The organism is Streptomyces sp. NBC_01803 (assembly GCF_035917415.1).
GTDB lineage: Bacteria > Actinomycetota > Actinomycetes > Streptomycetales > Streptomycetaceae > Streptomyces.
On record NZ_CP109073.1, the window covers coordinates 595514 to 614681 of the forward strand.

Below are 19168 nucleotides of genomic sequence, written 5' to 3' on the forward strand. Positions count from 1 at the left end.
GCCGGTGCGCGTCACCTGCCGCGCGCGGCGGCCTCCAGCGGAACGGCGGCGCGGATCTCCGCGACCAGGGCCTCGGTGAACGCCGGGAAGCCTTCGCCCAGGAAGTGGAAGTGGCCGCCGGGGAAGACCCGGTGCCGGAACGGTCCCGAGGTCTCCGCCGCCCAGTCGGTGAGCCCCGAGGGCGGGGCCAGGGCATCGTCCGCGGCGGCGAAGGCCGTGACGGGACAGTCCAGGGGGCGCCGCAGCGGGTCCGGACGGTACGAGGCGAGAGCCCGTAGATCGCTGCGCACGAGCCGGATGAACCGGTCCCGGAATTCCGGCAGTTCGTCGAGCCGGTCCGGGAGCCCGCCCAGCCGGGCCAGCCCGCCGGCCAGCTCGGCGTCCGGCAGTGCCGGGTCGAGTTCACCGGTGCCCGGTGGCCGGCCGGGCGCCACCCGGCCGGAGACCCCCAGCCAGGCCGGCCCGCCGCCCCGGGCCGTCAGGGACCGCGCGGTCTCGGCGGCGACGATCGCGCCCAGGCTGTGGCCGAACAGGACCAGCGGTGTGTCCCGCCCGCCCGCGCCCGCCTCGGACAGCACGTCCTCGGTGACGAGGGCGACGAGCGTCGCCATGTCCGGCACCGGGGCGGACGCGTACCGCCGGCCGCGGCCCGGCAGGTCGAGCAGCAGCAGGTCCCAGCTCTCGGGCAGGTGCCGGGTCATCGGGTAGTAGACGTTCCCCGAGCCGCCGGCGTGCGGGAACACCACCAGGCGCAGCGCGGGATCGCGGAGCGCGCGCGGCCGGACGAAGGGGTCGGCGGTCCTCATGCGACCCGCTCCTGTCCGGCGCCGCCGTTCGCGGCCGAGATGCTCTCGGCCAGCTTGCTCATCAGCTCCCGCAGGGGCATGTCGAGCGAGAGCTCGTCCGCGGTCATGCCCACGGCGAAGCGTTCCTCGACCTTGGTGATGAACAGCGTCGAGAGGAAGGAGTCGCCGCCGATGTCGAGGAAGGACAGCTCGGGGTCGATCTCCCCCGCCTCGAACACGTCCGCCAGTTGGGCCATCAGATAGTCCGCCACGTCCGCTGGGTCGAGGGAAGGGGGCGCGGGCACTCCGCCCGCCCCGTCCGTACGGTCGGTGCCGTCGGCCGCCGCGACGGGTTCGTCGATCCAGTACCGGCGGCGGCGGAAGGGATAGGTGGGCAGCTCGCCGACGAACCGGGCACCGGGGCCGCGCAGGGCGTCGAGGCGCGGGTCGGCGCCCACGGCGAACAGCGCGCCGAGCGCGGCCGAGAGCAGCGCCGGCGCGCCGTTCGGGTCGGCTCCGACGAGCGGCCGGCTGTGCGTCGCCCCGGCCGTCTCCCACTCGATCCGGGCGAGCGCGTCGTCTCCGGCGCCGCCGGTCGCCGCGCCACCGTCGTTCCGCACCCGGACCGGGAGACCGAACCGGGACAGGAGGGCCACCAGCCGCTCCTCGGGGCCGGGGGCGTCGCCGGGGCCGGGGCCGGGGGCGTCGCCGGGGCTGTCGGCGAGCGCGGGGAAGGCGGCGGCCAGCGCGGTGACGGCGCCCGCCAGGCGCTCCGCCGCGCCGTCGGCCCCGGCGGTGATCGACAGGGTGACGGCACGCGGCGGCGCCGGGAGGACGGGATGTCCCTCCGCCTCGGCCAGGGCCAGCGCGCCGGCCAGCGCGTCGGCCAGCTCCGCCGGGGTGGCTCCGGTGACGGCGAGGCGGTGCGCGAAGGGAGCCCGTCCGGCACGGAGGGTGTGGCAGACCGACGGCAGCAGCGAGTCCGCCGTCCGCCTCAGCCGGTCGCCGACCTCCCCGACGAGGTGCGCCAGGGCCAGCGGGTCCTTGGCGGACAACGTCAGCAGCTCGGACCGCGCGGTGCCCCCGGCCGGGCCGGCGCCGACGGCGTCGGCGGGGCGGGGCTCGTACGCCTCCAGCACGGCGTGGACGTTGGTGCCGCTCATCCCGAAGGAGTTGATGCCCGCCACCCGGCGCGGCAGGGTCCGCGGCCAGGGCTCGTTCCGCCGCGGCACGTCGAACCCCAGCCCGTCCCAGGGAATGTGGGGATTCAGCGGCCCGTCGTCCGGTGCCGCGGCGGCCGGGATCTCGCCGTGCTGGAGCATCAGCACGGTCTTCATCACCGAGGCGACACCCGACGCGCCTTCGAGGTGGCCGAGCCGGGACTTGACGCTGCCGATGGCGAGCGGCGTGCGGCGGCGCCGTACGGCCTTGCCCACGACGCCGTCGAGCGCGCCGATCTCGATCGGGTCGCCCAGCGCCGTTCCGGTGCCGTGGGCCTCGACGAAGCCCAAGTCCTCCGGCGCCACCCGGGCGTCGGCCAGCGCGGCCCTGATCACTTCCTGCTGGGCCGGGCCGTTGGGAGCGGTCAGGCCGGAGGCGGCCCCGTCGTGGTTGACGGCCGTGCCCCGGATGACGGCGAGCACCGGTCGGCCCTCGCGCTCCGCGTCGTCCAGCCGCATCAGGGCGAGGACGCCCACGCCCTCACCGCGCCCGTAGCCGTCGGCCGTGGCGAGGAACGACTTGGACCGGCCGTCCGGCGACAGGGCCCTGGTCTGGCACAGCGAGACCATGAGGGTCGCGGACAGCAGCAGATTCGCGCCGCCGGCGAGCGCGTAACGGCACTCGCGGTCGCGCAGCCCCCGCACGGCGAGGTGCAGCGCGGTCATGGACGAGGAGCAGGCGGTCTCCACGCCCATCACCGGGCCGGAGAAGCCCATCAGGAAGCTGACCCGCCCGGCGCCGAAACTCAGCCCACCGCCGGTGATGTAGTACGGGTCGACACGGGACATGTCGGAGCGGTCCTCGTTCCGCTCGCTGTACTCGGAGGTCATCATGCCGAGATAGACCCCCACGTCGAGCCGGTCGGCCCGCCGGACCGCGATCCCGGCCCGCTCCAGCGCCTCCCAGGACGTCTCCAGCAGCATGCGCTGCTGCGGGTCGAGCAGCCGGGCCTCGCGCTGCGAGATCCCGAAGAAGTCGGCGTCGAAGTGCGCGATGTCGGAGAGGAATCCGGCCCGGTCGACGTAGGAGCGTCCGGCCCGGCCCGGAACCGGGTCGTACGCGGCGCGCAGTCCCGGCCGGTCCTCGGGGATCGGGGACAACGCCTTGTCGTCGCCGCGCAGGAACTCCCAGTACGCCTCGGGCGAGCTGATGGCCGGCGGAAGGCGCAGCCCCATGCCGACGACGGCGACCGGCGCGTGCCGTTCGTCCTCCAGCTCCCGGACCCGGGCTCGCAGCCGGCGCGACAGCCGGAGCTGATCCTCCATCAACGCGCGCAGCGCTTCTTGTTCCGTGCCGCCGCTCATGCCTTCCTCTCCCCTTCCTCTTCCTCCGCCGCCACGTCACTCCGGACGGCGCGGACAAGTTCCTCGAACGACAGCTCCGACGGCTCCGACAGCTCGGACAGCTCGGACAGCTCGGACAGCTCCGACGGCACGGGCGGTGCTTCCTCGGCGGTTGGGGCGGTGAGCACCGCGGCCGGCTCCTCCTCGTACAGCAGACCGAGGACGTGGGCCGCGATGCGGGGCACGGTGGGGTGGTCGAGCGCGACCGTGGCGAGCAGGTCCGTGCCGACGGCGTGCGAGAGCCGGGTCCGCAGATCGATGACCATGATCGAGTCCAGGCCCATGTCACCGAACCCTGCCTCGTCGTTGATCGCCGCCGGTTCGCCCAGCGTCTCGCCCGCCGTCTCGCGCACGAACCGCCGGAGCGCCTCCTCGCGCTCGTCGGAGCCGAGCCCGTCGAGGACGGACCGCAGCCAGCCCCGTGGCCGGCCCGCCGGCGCCGCGCGCTCCGCCGTGCCGCCCGTCCGCTCGGTGGCCGCGACCAGGTCCGCCACGAGGGCCGCCCGCGGGTGATCCGCGAGCTGCGCGGCGTAGCGACCGGCGTCGACCGCCACCGCCACCAGGCGCGGGGGCCGCCCGATGAGCGCCGCCAGCAGCGGCGCTTCGGCCGTCCCGTCCGTGAGGGGGGTGACGCCGAGCTTCTCGATGGCCCGCCGTACGGCGTTCGTGGCCGCCAGGCCCCCCTTGGCCTCCGGGGTCCACGGCCCCCAGTCCACGCTGATCGCCGGGACGCCCCCGGCGCGCAGCGCCTCGGCGAGGCCGGACAACCAGCCGTTGGCGGCGGCGTAGTTGGTCTGGCCGGCGGAGCCGAGGACGCTGGACGCCGAGGAGAAGAGCAGCAGGGCGTCGAGCGGCTGTCCGCGCAGGGCCGCCGCCAGGTTCGCCGCGCCCCGCGCCTTGGCCGCGAAGACCGTCTCGAAGGACGCGCGGCCGACCTGTGGGAAGGCCCGGTCGTCGGTGACCCCGGCGAGGTGCAGGACGGTGCGCAGCGGCGCGTCGCGGCCGGCCTCGGCCACGGCCCGCGCGCAGTCCGCAGGGTCGGTGACGTCACCGCGCACGACCCGTACCGGGACGCCCGCGGCGGTGAGTTCGCCGATGACCCGCCGCGCGGCGGGGTCGGGCGCCGAGCGCGCCATGAGGGTGATCGCGCGGGCGCCGTGCCGGGCCAGGATTCCGGCGGCGCTCAGGCCGAGCGCGCCCAGGCCGCCGGTGATCAGGGCCCCGCCCGCACCGCCCGCACCGCCCGCCGCCGGATCGGCCGGGCCGTGCCCGGCACCGGTCGCGCGGTACGGGGCGAGACGGGCCACGCGGACTCCCCGGCCGCTCACCTCCAGCCTGGTCTCGGGCACACCGTCGGCGAGCGACCGGTCCAGGGCACGCGCCAGGTCCGCGGCCTCCCAGCCGTCGGTGAGGGTCACCCGCACCAGCCGGCGGTCGCCCTGCTCCGCCTCCAGGGCGGCGAGCAGGCCCCACAGGGTCTCCCGCACGGGCGCGGTGTCCGCGCCGGAGGCGCCGAGTACGGCGTAGGGGATGTGCCGCGGGACGGCGCGGAGCGTTGCGGAGAGTGCCACGGCCGCGTCCAGGGCGGCGTCGGGTCCCGCGTCCGGCGCGGTGGTGGCGGACGCGCAGAACCGGGCGTCGACGATCAGATCGGCCGCCAGGCCGGCCCGGTCGCCCGCCGCCAGGGAGGTGACCCGGTGGCCGAGTTCCTCGTACGCCTTCACCACGGACCGGCCGTGTTCGTGCTCCGTCCCGACGACGGCGATGTGCCGTGCCGCCGGGTCAGGGGTGCGGGCCTCCGCCGCCTCCTCCCGCCGCGCCGGCTCGGCCCAGACGAGTTCGTACGTGTGCCGGACGCCCTGCCGCAACGAGGACTGGAGCACCGTCCGGGAGGCGAGCCGGAACCGGAAGCCGTCCATGGCCAGCACCGTGGCGCCGGTGGCGTCGAAGATGTGCAGATCGGCGGTCTCGACCTGATGGAAGTCACCGTCGTCCGCCCCCTGCCGACGGACCGCCCGGACATGGCCCCACAGGTCCGCGCCGGGGATCGGCCGGCCCGGGAACGAGACGCGCGCGGCGGCGAAGGGGATGACCAGTCCCTGATCCTGGTCCAGTGGCTCGGGATCGTCCTCGCGCACGGCGAACGTCACCGAGCTCTGCAGACAGGAGTCGAGGAGTCCCGGGTGCAGCTGGTAATCCGCCGGATCCTCGTTCATCCGCTCGGGCCAGGCGTACCGGATGAGGGCCTCGTCACCGCGGATCCAGGCGTCGCCGATCCACCGGAACGACGGGCCGAGCAGGTAGCCGACGCCGCGCAGATGGCGGTAGAACGCGGCGCCGCTGAGGTGGCGGTCGGCGCTCGCGATGAAGGCGGCGGGGTCCGGCGCGCTCCGGACTCCCCCTGTGCCGGGGACCGATACCCGGGCGGTCAGGTGCTCCTGCCACTGCCCGCGCTCCGGGTCGAGCAGGCTGTGCACGCTGACGTGCCGCCTGCCGGGCTCCTCCTCGGCCTCGATGATCTGGAGTTCGTACCGCTCGCCGTCGTGCAGCACCAGGGCCCGGGGGAAGTGCAGGTCCTCCAGGACGACGGGCTCCCCGGCACTCCCCAGCGCGGACAGCACGGTCGCCGTCTGGGACGCGCCGGCCACCTGCACGGTGCCGAACAGCCGGTGGTCGTCGAGGTGCGGGGGGTAGACGGTGCTGCGCTCGGTGACGAACACCCGGCGACCGCCGAGGGCGGGCGAGCGCAGCTCGGTCCCCCACGGGGGGCCGGCGGGCGTCCCGGACACGGCCACCGGCGACGCCGACTCCGCCGGCCCGGCGGACTCCGGCCCGGCCGCCGAAGGCCAGTGCCGGACGGCGGCGAACGGGTACAGCGGCGCGGCGCCCCGCGGCACCGGCCGCGCGCCGAGCACGGCGCGCCAGTCGAGGTCCTGGCCTTCTTCGTAGAGTGCCTTGGCGGCGGCCAGCAGGGCGGCCCGGTCCCCGGAACCGCGCCGCAGGGAGGGCACCGCGCCGCCGGCCGGCGTCAGTCCGGCGGACCGCACCAGGTTCACCAGGGTGCGGTCGGGGCCGATCTCCAGGCAGATGTCGATGTCCTGACCGCTCAACTGCCGTACCCCGTCGAGGAACCGGACGGCATGGCGGGCGTGCCGCACCCAGTAGTCCGCGTCAAAGGTGCCGGCGCCCGCGAGCGCACCGGTCAGGTTGGACACGATGGGGCCCCGCGGCGGCCCGAATTCCAGCGGGGTCAGCGCGGCGGACAGCTCGCCGAGCACCGGGTCGAGCAGCCGGGAGTGAAAGGCGTGCGAGACGCTGAGCCGCGTGCCGCGCAGCCCCTCGTCCCGCAGCCGGGCGGCCAGCCGCTCGACGGCCCCGGGCTCGCCGGAGACGACGGTGGCGTCGGGCGCGTTGACGGCCGCGATGTCCAGGCCGGTGCCGTCGATCAGGCCGAGCACGCGCTCCTCGGGGGCCCGGACGGAGAGCATGGCGCCGCGTTCGGTCCGCTGCATGAGACGGGCCCGTTCGGCGATCAGCCGCACGCCGGAGGGCAGGTCCATGACCCCGGCGTGGACGGCGGCGGCGACCTCGCCGACGCTGTGTCCCATGACCAGGACCGGGGTGACTCCCCAGGACTCCCACAGCGCCGCCAGCGCGACCTCCAGGACGAACAGGGCTGGCTGGGTCAGCCAGGTCTCGTTGATCGCGTCCGGGTCGTCGCCGTACAGCGTCAGCTCGGCCAGCGAGCCGCCGAGGACAGGGGCCAGCAGGCGGTCGCAGGTGTCGAAGACCTCGCGGAACACCGGCTCGGTCTCGTACAGCTCGCGGCCCATGCCGAAGCGCTGGCTGCCCTGTCCGGAGAAGAGGAAGGCGACGCGCGGACGGGCGCGGGGCCGGTCCGGCGCGGAGCCGGTCAGCAGGGCCTTCCTGAGCTGCTCCGGGGTCTGTCCCAGCAGAGCGCGCCGGTACGGGAAGTGGGCGCGGCCGGCCGCCGCCGTCGCGGCCAGGGCGGGCAGCTCCGCGGCGGACGCGCCCTCCAGCCGCCGCGCCCAGGACTCGGCCAGCCGGTCCAGTCCGGGCGCGTCGGGCGCGGACAGCGGGATGAGGTGGGGGGCCCCGGCCGCCCCGCCGCTCGTGGCGGAGGGAGCGGCGGCCGGGGCGTCGGCGAGCACCACGTGGGCGTTGGTTCCGGTGAGTCCGAAGCCGGAGACGCCGGCCACCCGGGGGTGCGTGCCTGAACGCCAGGGTGTCGGGGTGTCCACCACCCTGACGTTCATCTCCGGCCAGTCCACGTGTGGATTGGGCTCGCCGAAGTGGAGGTTGGCCGGAATGAGGTCGTGGCGCAGAGCGAGGATGGTCTTGATGACCGCGGCCATGCCGGCCGCGGATTCACAGTGACCGATATTGCTCTTCACCGACCCCACGTGCAGGGGTTCACCCGGCTTCCGGCCAGGTCCGAGTACCCGCCACGCCGCGGCGAGTTCGATGGGGTCGCCCAGCGCCGTGCCGGTGCCGTGCGCCTCCAGGTAGGAGACCTGGGCGCCGCCGACCGACGCGTCGGCGAGGGCGTCGGCGAGCAGGGCCCGCTGGGCCGATCCGCTCGGCGCGGTCAGGCCGGACGAAGCGCCGTCCTGGTTCACGGCGGTACCGCGGATCACGGCCAGCACCCGGTCGCCGTCGCGCCGGGCGTCGCCGAGCCGTTTGAGGACGAGGACGCCGCAGCCCTCGGCGCGGACGAATCCGTTGGCGTCGGCGGAGAAGGTCCGGCAGCGGCCGTCGGGCGACAGCATGTGCGCGCGGCTGGCGGAGACCGAGGCCAGCGGGTCGAGGATGACGTTGACGCCGCCCGCGAGCACGGCGTCGGTCTCGCCGGAGCGCAGCGAGCGCACCCCGAGGTGGAGTGCCACCAGCGACGAGGAGCACGCGGTGTCCACCGCCATGGCCGGGCCGTTCAGGCCGAGCGTGTAGGCGAGGCGTCCGGCGGCGGCGTTGAGCGAGGTGCCGGTGCTGTAGTAGGCGTCCAGCCCCTCGGCGCCGCCCGCTCCGGCCAGGACACGGGCGTAGTCGGCGTAGCTGATGCCGACGAAGACCCCGGTGCGGGTGTTCCTCAGGGAGTGGGGGTCGATGCCGCCGTCCTCCAGCGCGTGCCACGCCGATTCCAGGAGCAGCCGTTGTTGGGGGTCGAGGTTCTCCGCCTCGCGGGCCGGGATGCCGAAGAACGAGGCGTCGAAGCGGGAGATGTCCGTCAGGAAGCCGCCCTGGTCGGTGGTGATCCACCCGGGCTCGGCGCCGTCGCCGGCCCGGTGGAAGGCGGCGGTGTCGTACCGCTCGGGGGGCACCGGCCCCACCGGGTCACGGCCCTCCCTCAGCACGTCCCACAGCTCGTCGAGGGAGTCGCTCCGCGGGAACCGGCCCGCCATGCCGACGACGGCGATGGGCTCGTTGACCGCGCCCGCGCCCGCGCCCGCGGTCTCGGTCTCGGCCTGGGTCCCGGCCACCGACGCGGCGGGCGCGGTGGCGGGCGCGGGTCGTGCCTGCGGCGGGGGCGGCGCGGCGGGCGCGAGGGGCACAGCCGAGGCGGCGGGTGCGGCGGGTGCGGCGGGTGCGGTCAACAGGTGGTCGGCGAGTTGGCTCACGGTCGGGTGGTCGAACACGTCCGAAACCTGGACCGTGACCTCGAACGCCTGGGCGAGCCGGTTCGCCAGGTCCACGGCCATGATGGAGTCCAGGCCGAGATCGAAGAAGCCCGCGTTCTCCCGGACGGCGTCCGCGCCGCTGTGCCCGAGCTGGGCCGCGAGAAGCCGCGCGACATGGGCGCGGGCGGCGCCCACGCGGGCGCGTTCCGGCAGGGCCGCCAGGTCGGCCGCGACGGACGGCTCGGCCGGGGCGGGGGTGCCGGAGGACGCGGGCACGTCGCTGAACAGGCCGCGCCGCCGCAGCCCCGACATCACCGTCCTGAACCGGGCCATGTCGAGCGGGCAGAGCACCACATGGCCGGCGTCACCGGGTGCCGTCGCGGTCAGGACCGCCCGTCCGGCGGCGGCGTCCAGCGCGCCCACCCCGAGCCGCGCGAAGCTCGCGCGCGCGGCGGCGTCCGCCATCCCGGCGTCGCCCAGGTCCCACGGCCCGTAGGCCAGGCTGACCGCGGGCAGCCCGAGACAGACGCGGTGCGCCGCCAGGGCGTCCAGGCCGCCGTTCGCCGCCGAGTAGCCCGCGCACCGCTCGGTCCCCCATACCGCGGAGACCGAGGAGACCAGCAGGAAGAAGTCCAGCGGCCAGTCGGCGGAGGCCTCGTGCAGCAGCCAGGCGCTGCCGAACTTCCCGCGCAGCGCGACCGCGAACCCGGCGGCGCCGGTCTCCGCCGCCGGGGCGAGGTCCAGCGTTCCCGCGGCGTGCAGCACGCCCCGGACCGGTGGCATGTCCGCGAGCGCGGTGAAGGCGTCGGCCAGGGCCTCGGGAGTGTCGCAGCCGCCACCCCGGTAGACGGCCCGGACCCCGGCGTCGCGCAGTTCGCCCAGCAGGGCGGTGGCCTGGGCACCGAGCTGGGCCTGCGGCCGGCGCCCGACGAGGAGCAGATGACGGGCCCCGCGCTCGACCAGCTCCGCCGTCAGTTCCCGGCCCACTCCGCCGAGCCCGCCCGTGACGATGTACGTGGCGTCGTCCCTGACCTCCACGGGCGAGACCCGCGCTCCGGTCGCGCGCAGCCGCGCCACCCGCAGGGCTCCGCCGCGGATCGCCGCCCGGTCCTCCACCGTTCCGGCGGCGTCGCGGGCGGCGTCGGCTCCGGCGGCGAACGCCAGCAGGGCGTCGAGGTCCGGCGCCCCGGGAGTGGCCGGCAGGTCCACGACCCCGCCCCAGCCGGCGCCGAGTTCGAGGCCGAGCACCGGGGCGAGTCCGTGCAGCAGACCGTGATCCGACGCGGGGACGTCGTCCCCGGCCTCGATCCGGCAGACGGCCCGGGTCACCGCGAAGGCCCGCCGGGGCGGGCCGGCCGCGGCGAGCGCGGCCACGGCCGTGGTCACGGCTCCGCACAGCCCGGCGCCGTGGGTGACCGGATCGGGCCCGACGGGGGCGGCGGGGCGCATCACCAGCAGCAGGGGTCCGGGGCCGGCGGCGGGGCCGTCCCAGAACGCGCCCCAGCCCGCGGCGTCGGTCGGCAACGAGCCGGCCTGCCAGGGGGCGGGGACGGTCACCGGGACCGGGGCGAGCACGGTGCCGCGCAGACCGAGCGCGGCGGCGCGTTCGGCCAGCCGGGCCAGGAGGGCGTCGTCGTCCCCGGCGAGCACGATGTCGGCACCGGGAGGCAACGGCGGGAGCGCGCCCGTCTCCCAGACGATCTCGTGGACGGTGGGCAGGGCCGTGGCCGGAGCCGGAACCCCGGACGTGGCGGCCGGTGGGCCCACCTCGTACTCGGGGGCGTAACGCCGCCGCTGCCAGGGGTACGCGGGCAGATCGAGGACGCGGCGCGGCAGGGCGTCGGCGAGTCCGGGCCCGGCGGCGTCCGCGCCCTCGGTGACGGTCACCCGCGTCGACGGGTTCCCGTCCGCGAGCGAGCGGAGGGCCTCCGCCGCGGTCGCCGGGTCCTCGGCGGTGACCCGCGCGCGCACCTCCAGACGGGCCCGTCCCGCGGTGGCGCTGTAGGCGAACGCGGGATAGTCGGCCGGGGTGAGGGAGGCCAGCCGTCCGGCGTACCGCTCGGCGGTGGCCCGCAGCGCGTCATGGGTCTTCGCGGAGATCTCGAATTCGCTGACGGCCACGGCTCCGACGGCCCCTGACGCCTCGTCGCGCGGGGCGGCGGCGGCCTCCTCCGGCAGCAGCGGACCGATGATGGCGTGGGCGTTGGTGCCGCTCATCCCGAACGAGCTGACCGAGGCGCACTCCCCCGCGCCCGCCGGCCACTCCTGGAGGCTGTCGGGCACGGTCATGCCCGTCCCGGACAGGTCGATCCGCGGATTGAGGGCCCGGAAGTGGACCACCGGCGGCACCATGCGGTGTCGCACGCACAGCATCGCCTTGATCAGTCCCGCGACGCCCGCCGTGCCCTCCAGGTGCCCGAAGTTGGTCTTGACCGCTCCGACCGGCAGCGGCGCACCGCCGTTGCGCCGGCCGAGGGCGGTGGCCAGAGCCTCCATCTCGATGGGGTCGCCGAGCGCGGTTCCGGTGCCGTGAGTCTCGGCGTATCCGATGGCGGACGGTTCCAGGCCCGCGTCCGCGAGGGCCGTCTCGACGAGCGACACCTGGGCGAGAACGTTGGGCGCGGTGAACCCGCTGGAGCGCCCGTCCTGGTTGACGGCCGTGCCCCGGATCACCCCGAGCACCCGGTCACCGTCGCGCAGGGCGTGGTCCAGCCGCTTGAGAACGACCGCGCCGATGCCCTCGCCGCGGGCGAATCCGTTGGCCCGCGCGTCGAAGGTCTTGCACAGCCCGTCGGGGGACAGCGAGCGGGTCTCCTGGACCAGGCGCATGGTCCGGGGGGACATGATGAGGTTGGCGCCGGCGGCGAAGGCCACCTCGCAGTCGCCCCGGCGCAGTGCCTGCACGGCGAGATGGACCGCGACCAGGGAAGAGGAGCAGGCGGTGTCGACCGTCATGGCGGGCCCGGTCAGTCCGAGGGCGTACGCGACGCGGCCGGCGGCGAAGTTGTGGCCGTTGCCGGTGGCCCAGTAGGCGTCCGGTTCGCCTTCGCACCACTCGCGGTAGTCCTGCCACATGACGCCGAGATAGAGGCCGGTGCGGAGGTCACCGAGCCGCTGGGCGGGCAGCGCGGCGTTCTCCAGCGCCTCCCAGGCCACCTCCAGCAGCAGCCGGTGCTGCGGGTCGAGGTGCCGTGCCTCGCGGGGACTGATGCCGAAGAAGTCGGCGTCGAACCCCAGGACGTCGTCCAGGAATCCGCCGCGCTGCGGCAGGCCCTCCCAGGCGTCCGCGAAGGGGCCCTTGCGCTCCGCCGGCATCGGGCGCACCGCGTCCCGGCCCTCGGCCAGGGCGGTCCAGTAGCCGTCGAGGTCGTCGATCCCGCCGGGCAGCCGCAGACCCGCGCCGATGACGGCGACGGGCTGGTTGCCCTGCTGCTCGCTGAGCTGACGTCGCAGGGTTCGGATGGTGTCGAGGGCCCGGGTCAGCGGGGTCTGCTTGGCTCCCGGGGAGGCGCCGGTGTCTGCGTTCTCTGCCATCGAGTCGGTTCCTTGCGGTAGGGAAGGTAGGGAGCGGCGGGGGGTGGGAGAGCCGGCCGTGGTCATGCGCCGTCCGTCCGGTCCGCGCGGCCCGTCCCGGGGAGCGGGGGCGACTGGGAGGGCTCGACCTGGTCCCACAGGGCGCCCGAGAGCGTCCGCAGGCTGCCGTAGGTCCACAGCAGGGTCGGGGAGAGCCGGAGGCCGAAGGCGGCCTCCAGCCGGTTGCGCAGTTCGAGGCTCATCAGCGAATCGAGACCCAGGGACTCGAACAGGGCCTCGGGATCGACCCGTTCCGGATCGAGCCGCAGCACCTGAGCGGCGAGTTCGCGCACCTTCGCCGCCACCAGCCCGGCCCGCTCCGCCGCGTCGGCCTGTGCCAGGACGGTGCGGAACACGCTGCCGGACGAGGTGGCGGCGTCGTCCTTGAGCGCGGCGTACAGGTCCCGCCAGCCGCTGAGCGCCACGGTGCCGGGGTAGGCGTCGAACCAGCGGCGCAGGTTGAGCGGGAGGTAACCGGCCACCGGCCGGTCGCGGTGCAGCATCCGGGCCAGTGCCGCCCATGCCTCGCCGGCCGGGAAGCTCTCCAGGCCGCGCTCCTCCAGGCGGGCACCGCGACGGCCCTCGCGGGCGGCGAGGCCGATCTCCGCGAAGGGTCCCCACTGCACGCTGAGGGCCGGCAGCCCGCGCCGGCGCCGGGCCTCGGCGAAGACGTCCAGGTAGGCGTTGGCGGCGGCGTAGGCCGCCTGCCCCGGGTTGCCCACCAGGGCCGCGACGGAGGAGAACAGCACGAAGAAGTCGAGCGGTTCCCCGGCGGTGACCGCGTCGAGGTTGCGCACGCCGGCCACCTTGGGTTGCAGCACCTCGGCGATCTGGCGGGGCGTCACGGTCCCGACGGTGGCGTCGGCGAGCACACCGGCGGCGTGCACGACCCCGCGGAGCGGCGGCAGACCGGCCGCGCGCAGCTCGTCGAGGGCCCGCCGCAGGGCGGCCCGGTCGGTGACGTCACAGCGCGGGGTCTCGACGCGGATCCCGCGCTCCCGAAGGGCCGTCAGCCGGGCGGCCGTCTCGGGGCCCGGCGCGGAACGCCCCGTCAGGACGAGCGCGCCCGCGCCGTTGTCCGCGAGGTATTCGGCCAGCGACAGGCCCAGCGCGCCCAGGCCGCCCGTGATCAGGTAGCCGCCGTCGGCCCGGAAGCGCCCGCCGGGCATCGGCTCGGGGGCGACGTGCTCGACGGCTCCCAGGCCGGTCAGTACCGGCCGTTCGGGGCGGTGGCCCCGGGAGACCTCGCGCAGGGCCTCGGTCAGGCCGGTGTGATCGTAGGCGCGCACCGGCAGGGTCTCCAGTGCGCCGCTGGTCACGAGGTCCCAGACCTTGCCGAGCAGCCGGGCGAACCGCTCCGGCCTGCGCTCGCGCAGCGCGTCCACGTCGACGGAGGCGAACCAGAGACCGGTGCGGATCGTCTCCGGCACGACGGTACGGCCGGCCTCGGTGCCCCCGGCGCCGGCTCCGGTGCCCCCGGCCGCCGGGGTGACGTTCTGCACATACCGTCCGTCCTCGGCCAGCAGGTCCCAGACCGGCGCGGTGTCCGGGCCGCCCCGGACGCTCAGCGCCAGGTCGACGCCCCGGCCGTCGGTGGCCTCGCGCACGGCGTCGGCCCAGGCGGGGTCCTGGGTGTCGACGGCCAGGTGGGCGCCGCTCTCCCGCCCGGGTTGTCCGTCATCCGTGCCCGCCGCCGCGACGACGATCCGCGCGCCCAGGAAACGGGCGACGTGGACGGCGGCCGTCCCGACCGGTCCGAGGGGTCCGGCCCCGGCGTGGACCAGCACCGTCTCCTCCGCGCCGAGGCGGCCGGCCTCGGCCAGCGCGTGCCAGGCCGTCACGAGCGGCAGGGACAGTGCCGACGCCTCCGCGTCGCCGATGTGGTCGGGGACGCGCCGGGCGTGGTCGGCCCGTACGACGGTGTGGCTGGCGAGCGCTCCCGGACCGCAGGCCACCACGCGGTCACCGGGCTGGAGCGAGGTGACATCGGGCCCGACGGCCGTCACCCGGCCCGCGCATTCGCGGCCGAGCGGCGTGCCGCCTCCCGCGTCGCCGGTCGTCGCGCGGTCCGTCGCGCGCGGTTCGCCGTCCAGCACCCGCCGCGCGTCGGCGGTGGACAGGGCGGCGGCCGTCACCTCGATCTCGATCTCGCCGGGGCCGGGAACGCGGCGCGCCAGCGGCAGGAATTCCGCGGTGTTCCGTCCGTCCCCGAGGCGGGCGGCACCGATCCGGAAGGGCTGCCGCCCGGTGCGCCAGGCGGGCGGCGGGCTCACCGGCTCGCCGGCCGGCCCGCCCCGGGTGATCCGGGCGGCGAGGCGGCGCCCGTCGCGCAGCGCCATCTGGTCCTCCCCGGAAGCGTCGTCAAGGATCTCCGCGGCGCAGGACTCGGCCCAGCCGGGCTCCGAGACGTCCACGTCGATGAGGCGGGGCCCGAGTTCGCCGTGCTCGCGCTGAACGACCCGGCCGAACCCCCAGTAGAGGGCGGAGCCCGGGTCCGGCGTCTCATCGTCGTCGACCGGCTGGCCGCGGTCGGTGACCACCGTCAGCCGGGGCGGGACGCCGAGGCCGGAGCAGGCTCGGACGACGGCGGTGAGACTGTTCAGACCGCGTTGCTGGGCGTCGAGCCCGACCGAGGAACGCGGTGCGACGAACACCACGCCCCGGGCCTCGGTGACGCCACCCAGCGGTTCGGCGGAACCGGTGCCGAGCCGACGGGCCTCGGCTCCGGCCGCCACCAGCGCGGCCGTGACCGCTTCCGCCGTCGCGTCGGCACTGCCGCAGACGATCCAGTTTCCGGTGGCGGCGGCGTCCGCCGTGGCGCGCCCGCCGGTGACGTCGTGCCAGCGGATGCCGTGCAGTCGTTCCTCGTCGGCGTCCCGCCCGCCGTCGCCGCCCGGCAGGGGCCGCAGCTCCAGTCCCTCCATCACCATCAGCGGCAGGCGGTCGGGGGTGAAGAGGCGCACGTCCAGGGTGCCGTCGTCACGCCGCACCACGTGCGACCAGAGGGCGGTGAGAGGTTCCCGCGGATCGTGGAGCAGGTGGATCTCGCGCACCCCGATGGGCATCAGCGCGTCGTCCCCGTCGTGCAGCGCGAGGCCGACCTGGAGCGCCGCGTCCCACAGGGCGGGATGCGGCGCGTGGGCGCGGTTGCCGACGTGGAGCCGCTCGGGGAGCAGCACCTCGCCGAGCGCCTCGGTCCCGGACGGGTGGGTGATCAGGGTCCGCAGGCCCTGGAAGGCAGGTCCGTACACCTGGCCGCGCTCGGTGCACAGCCGGTAGAACTCCTCAGGGCCGGTGGTCCGGGGGCCCGTGCGGTCGCCGGCATCGGCATCGGCATCGGCCCAGTCGGGGAACGCCGGCGCGGTGCGGGCGCGCTCGCGGTAGTCCGCGCGGGCGGTGGCGATGACGTCCCACGCGTCGGCGCCGGCGGGCAGCGACAGCAACCGGAAGTTTCCTCCCCCGCCGGGCACGTCGCGCCACTCGGCGGCGAGCCGTACGGCCTCGCGGTCCAGCGTCACCTCCTTGCGGAAGGCGATGTCCGCCAGCCCGCGCGGCATGACCCCGGTCCTGTCCCGGGCGGTGCTCAGGGCCAGTGCCAGCATGCCCGCGCCCGGCAGCACCGCCGTGTCGTAGAGCTGGTGGTCACGGAGCCAGGGCAACTCGTCCAGGGCGAGTTCCACGGCGCCGTGCCAGTCGCCGGGGCGGCCGGGCGCGGGGGTGAGGGTCACCTCGAACCCGGAGACCGCGGTGCCGCGGCGGCCTCCCTCGGCCGGCCAGAAGCTCTCCGGCTCCAGCGGATATCCGGGCACCGGGAACCGCCCGTTCCTGGGCAGGCCGCCGAAGGGCTCCAGCCCCGCGGTGTACGCGCGGGCCAGCGAGCGGGCGATGTCCCGGGTTCCGCCGTGCCGACGTCGGATCGTGGTCAGGACGGCGGGCGGCTCGGCACGCCCGGCCGCGATCCGTTCCAGCGCGGGCGCGAGCACGGGGTGCGGACTGATCTCCACGACGTGGGTGGCCCCGTCGTCGAGCAGCCCGGTCATCGCGGAGACGAACTCGATGGGCTGGCACAGGTTCCGCACCCAGTACGCGGCGTCGAGCTCGGTGCCGTCCACGATCCGCGAGTCGACGGTCGACATCAGCGGGACGGTCCCGGCGACGGGCTGGACAGGCGCGAGGACCGAGAGTAGTTGGTCGCGCAGCTCCGTCATCCCGGCACTGTGCGAGGCGTAGTCGATGGTGACCAGCCGGCAGTACGTGCCCTCGGCCTCCAGCAGTTCCCGCAGCGTCAGGATGTGGTCCCGGTCGCCGGACAGCACACAGGAGTCGGGGCCGTTGTGGGCGGCGAAGGAGACGGCGTCCTCGAAGCCCTCAAGGGCCTCCTCGGCGGCCCGGCGGTCCAGGTCCACCGCGAGCATCAGCCCGCGTCCGGACGCCCGCCGGGTGATGACGGAGCCACGCCGCGCCAGGATCAGCGCCGCGTCCTCGTACGACAGGATGCCGGCGAACGTGGCCGCGGTGATCTCGCCCTGGCTGTGCCCGAGCACGACATCGGGCATCACTCCCGAGGCCCGCCACAGCTCGGCGAGGCCCAGCGACATCGCCCACAGGACGGGCTGGAGGACATCCGTGCGGGACATCCACGCCTCCTCGGCGCCCTCGGCGGCTCCCTCCGCGTCGGCGAAGACGCTGATCAGGTCCCAGTCGGTGTGCGGCGCGAGCGCCTTGGCGCAGCGGTCGACGACTGAGGTGAACAGCGGGCTGTCCCGGTAGAGTTCACGCCCCATGCCGCTCCACTGCGACCCCTGGCCGGGGAAGACGAAGACCGTCCCGCCCTTCCGCGCGGCCCGGCCGGTGACGATGTCCGAGGCCGTCTCCTCCGCCGTGCCACGACCGGCGGCGAGCGCCGTCAGCGCGGTCCGCAGCTCGGCCGCCGTGCCGGTGACGGCCGCCGCCCGCTCGGCGAAGTGGTCGCGGTGCCAGGCCAGGGTCCCGGCCAGCTCGGCGATCTGCGAGTCGGTGACCTTTGCCGGGAGCGCGTCGAGCAGCTCCTCGGCCCGCCGGGCGAGCACCGGGAGACGGTGCGCGGACAACGGGACGACGGCGGGCAGTCCGGTGGCGGGCACCGGCTCGACGGTGTCGCGCCGCTGGGCGACGGGCGGCGGACTCGCCACGATGACATGGGCGTTGGTCCCGCCCCAGCCGAAGGAGTTCACTCCCAGGTAGACCGGGCCTTCGGCGGGCAGCGGCAAGGGTTCGCGCACCACGCTCAGATTGAGCTCGTCGAAGGGGATGGCGGGGTTCAGCTCCTCGGCGTGCAGCGTCGGGGGCACCACTCGGTGGCGCAGGGCGAGCAGCACCTTGAAGAGTCCGGCCATGCCCGAACTGCCCTCAAGGTGACCGACGTTGGTCTTGATGGAGCCGATCGGCAGCGGATCGCCCGCCGGGCGCGCCCGGCCGATCACCCCGCCGAGCGCGGCGGCCTCGGTGGGATCGCCCCGCTTGGTGCCGGTGCCGTGCGCCTCGACATAGGAGAGGGCGGCGGCCGGCACGGCGCCCCACTCGTAGGTGCGGCGCAGCAGGTCCTCCTGCCCCTGCAGGCTGGGGCTGACCATGCTCTGGCCGCCGCCGTCGTTGTTGGTCAGGGTGCTGACGAGGACGCCGTGCACCCGGTCGCCGTCCTCCAGCGCGCGCCGGAGCGTCTTCAGATAGACGGCGGCGACGCCCTCGCCCCGTACGAAGCCGTTGGCGGACTTGGCGAAGGAGGCGCAGCGGCCGTCCGGCGAGAGGCCGCCGAAGTGGGTGAGTCCTACCGTCACATGGGGGTCGAGCATCAGATTGGTGCTGCCGACGAGTGCCCCCTCGATGTCGCCCTGGCGCAGGGCGCGGGCGGCCAGGTCGAGGCCGACGAGGGCGGAGGAGCAGCCGGTGTCGATGGCCATGCTGGGGCCGCGCAGCTTCAGGAAGTACGACAGCCGGGTGGCGAGGATGTCGCGCCCGGAGCCCACCAGGGTGTGCGAGGTGTGCCGTGCGCCCCGTGCCTTGCGCAACAGCTCGTAGTCGTGCCAGACCGACGCCACATAGACACCGGTGCGGGTGCCGACGAGGTCGGCGGCCCGCTGTCCGGCGTCTTCGAGAGCACGCCAGCCGACCTCCAGCAGGAGGCGCTGCTGGGGGTCCATCGCGGCGGCCTCGCGGGGGGAGACGCCGAAGAAGCCGGCGTCGAAGAGGTCGACGCCGTCGAGGAAGCCGCCAACGGCCGGGATCGGCAGCTCCGGGTCGAGCTGGGCCGTGCTGTCCCAGCGGTCGGTCGGCACCGGCCGGATGGCTTCCTGACGGGCCATCATGAGCGCCCAGAGGCTGTCGGCGTCCGGAGCGCCGGGAAAGCGGCCGGCCATGCCGACGACGGCGATCAGGTCTGCGGGGTCAAGCGCTGTGTTCGCGTCCATTCGCTGCCTTCTCGTCCTGGAGGGTGTGCCGGATCTGGCCGCGCCACCCGGGAATATGCGACGCGCTTCTGCGGACCTCGACGGCGTCCTCTTCGACACCGGATTTCCCTCGCGCCTGCTTCCAGACTATGAGGCGGGATTCTCCGGGAACACCCCCTTTTCCT

Annotated in this window: 4 protein-coding genes; all 4 read right to left on the reverse strand. The window is 75.5% G+C overall.

Annotation, left to right across the window (positions count from 1 at the left end; genetic code table 11):
- Window positions 1-11: 11 nt before the first annotated feature.
- A complete protein-coding gene (locus tag OIE51_RS02490) occupies window positions 12-806 on the reverse strand; it encodes a thioesterase II family protein (RefSeq protein ID WP_326595158.1) in 795 nt (264 codons plus the stop codon).
- Complete coding sequence (locus OIE51_RS02495; protein ID WP_326595159.1) at window positions 803-3310, reverse strand: beta-ketoacyl synthase N-terminal-like domain-containing protein; 2508 nt, start codon at window positions 3308-3310, stop codon at window positions 803-805. The genes OIE51_RS02490 and OIE51_RS02495 overlap by 4 nt, the downstream gene beginning before the upstream one ends.
- A complete protein-coding gene (locus tag OIE51_RS02500; protein ID WP_326595161.1) occupies window positions 3307-12519 on the reverse strand; it encodes an SDR family NAD(P)-dependent oxidoreductase in 9213 nt (3070 codons plus the stop codon). The genes OIE51_RS02495 and OIE51_RS02500 overlap by 4 nt, the downstream gene beginning before the upstream one ends.
- A gap of 62 nt (window positions 12520-12581) precedes the next feature.
- Window positions 12582-19004, reverse strand: a complete 6423-nt coding sequence (locus OIE51_RS02505) for a type I polyketide synthase (RefSeq protein ID WP_326595163.1) — start codon at window positions 19002-19004, stop codon at window positions 12582-12584.
- Between the last annotated feature and the right edge of the window lie 164 nt (window positions 19005-19168).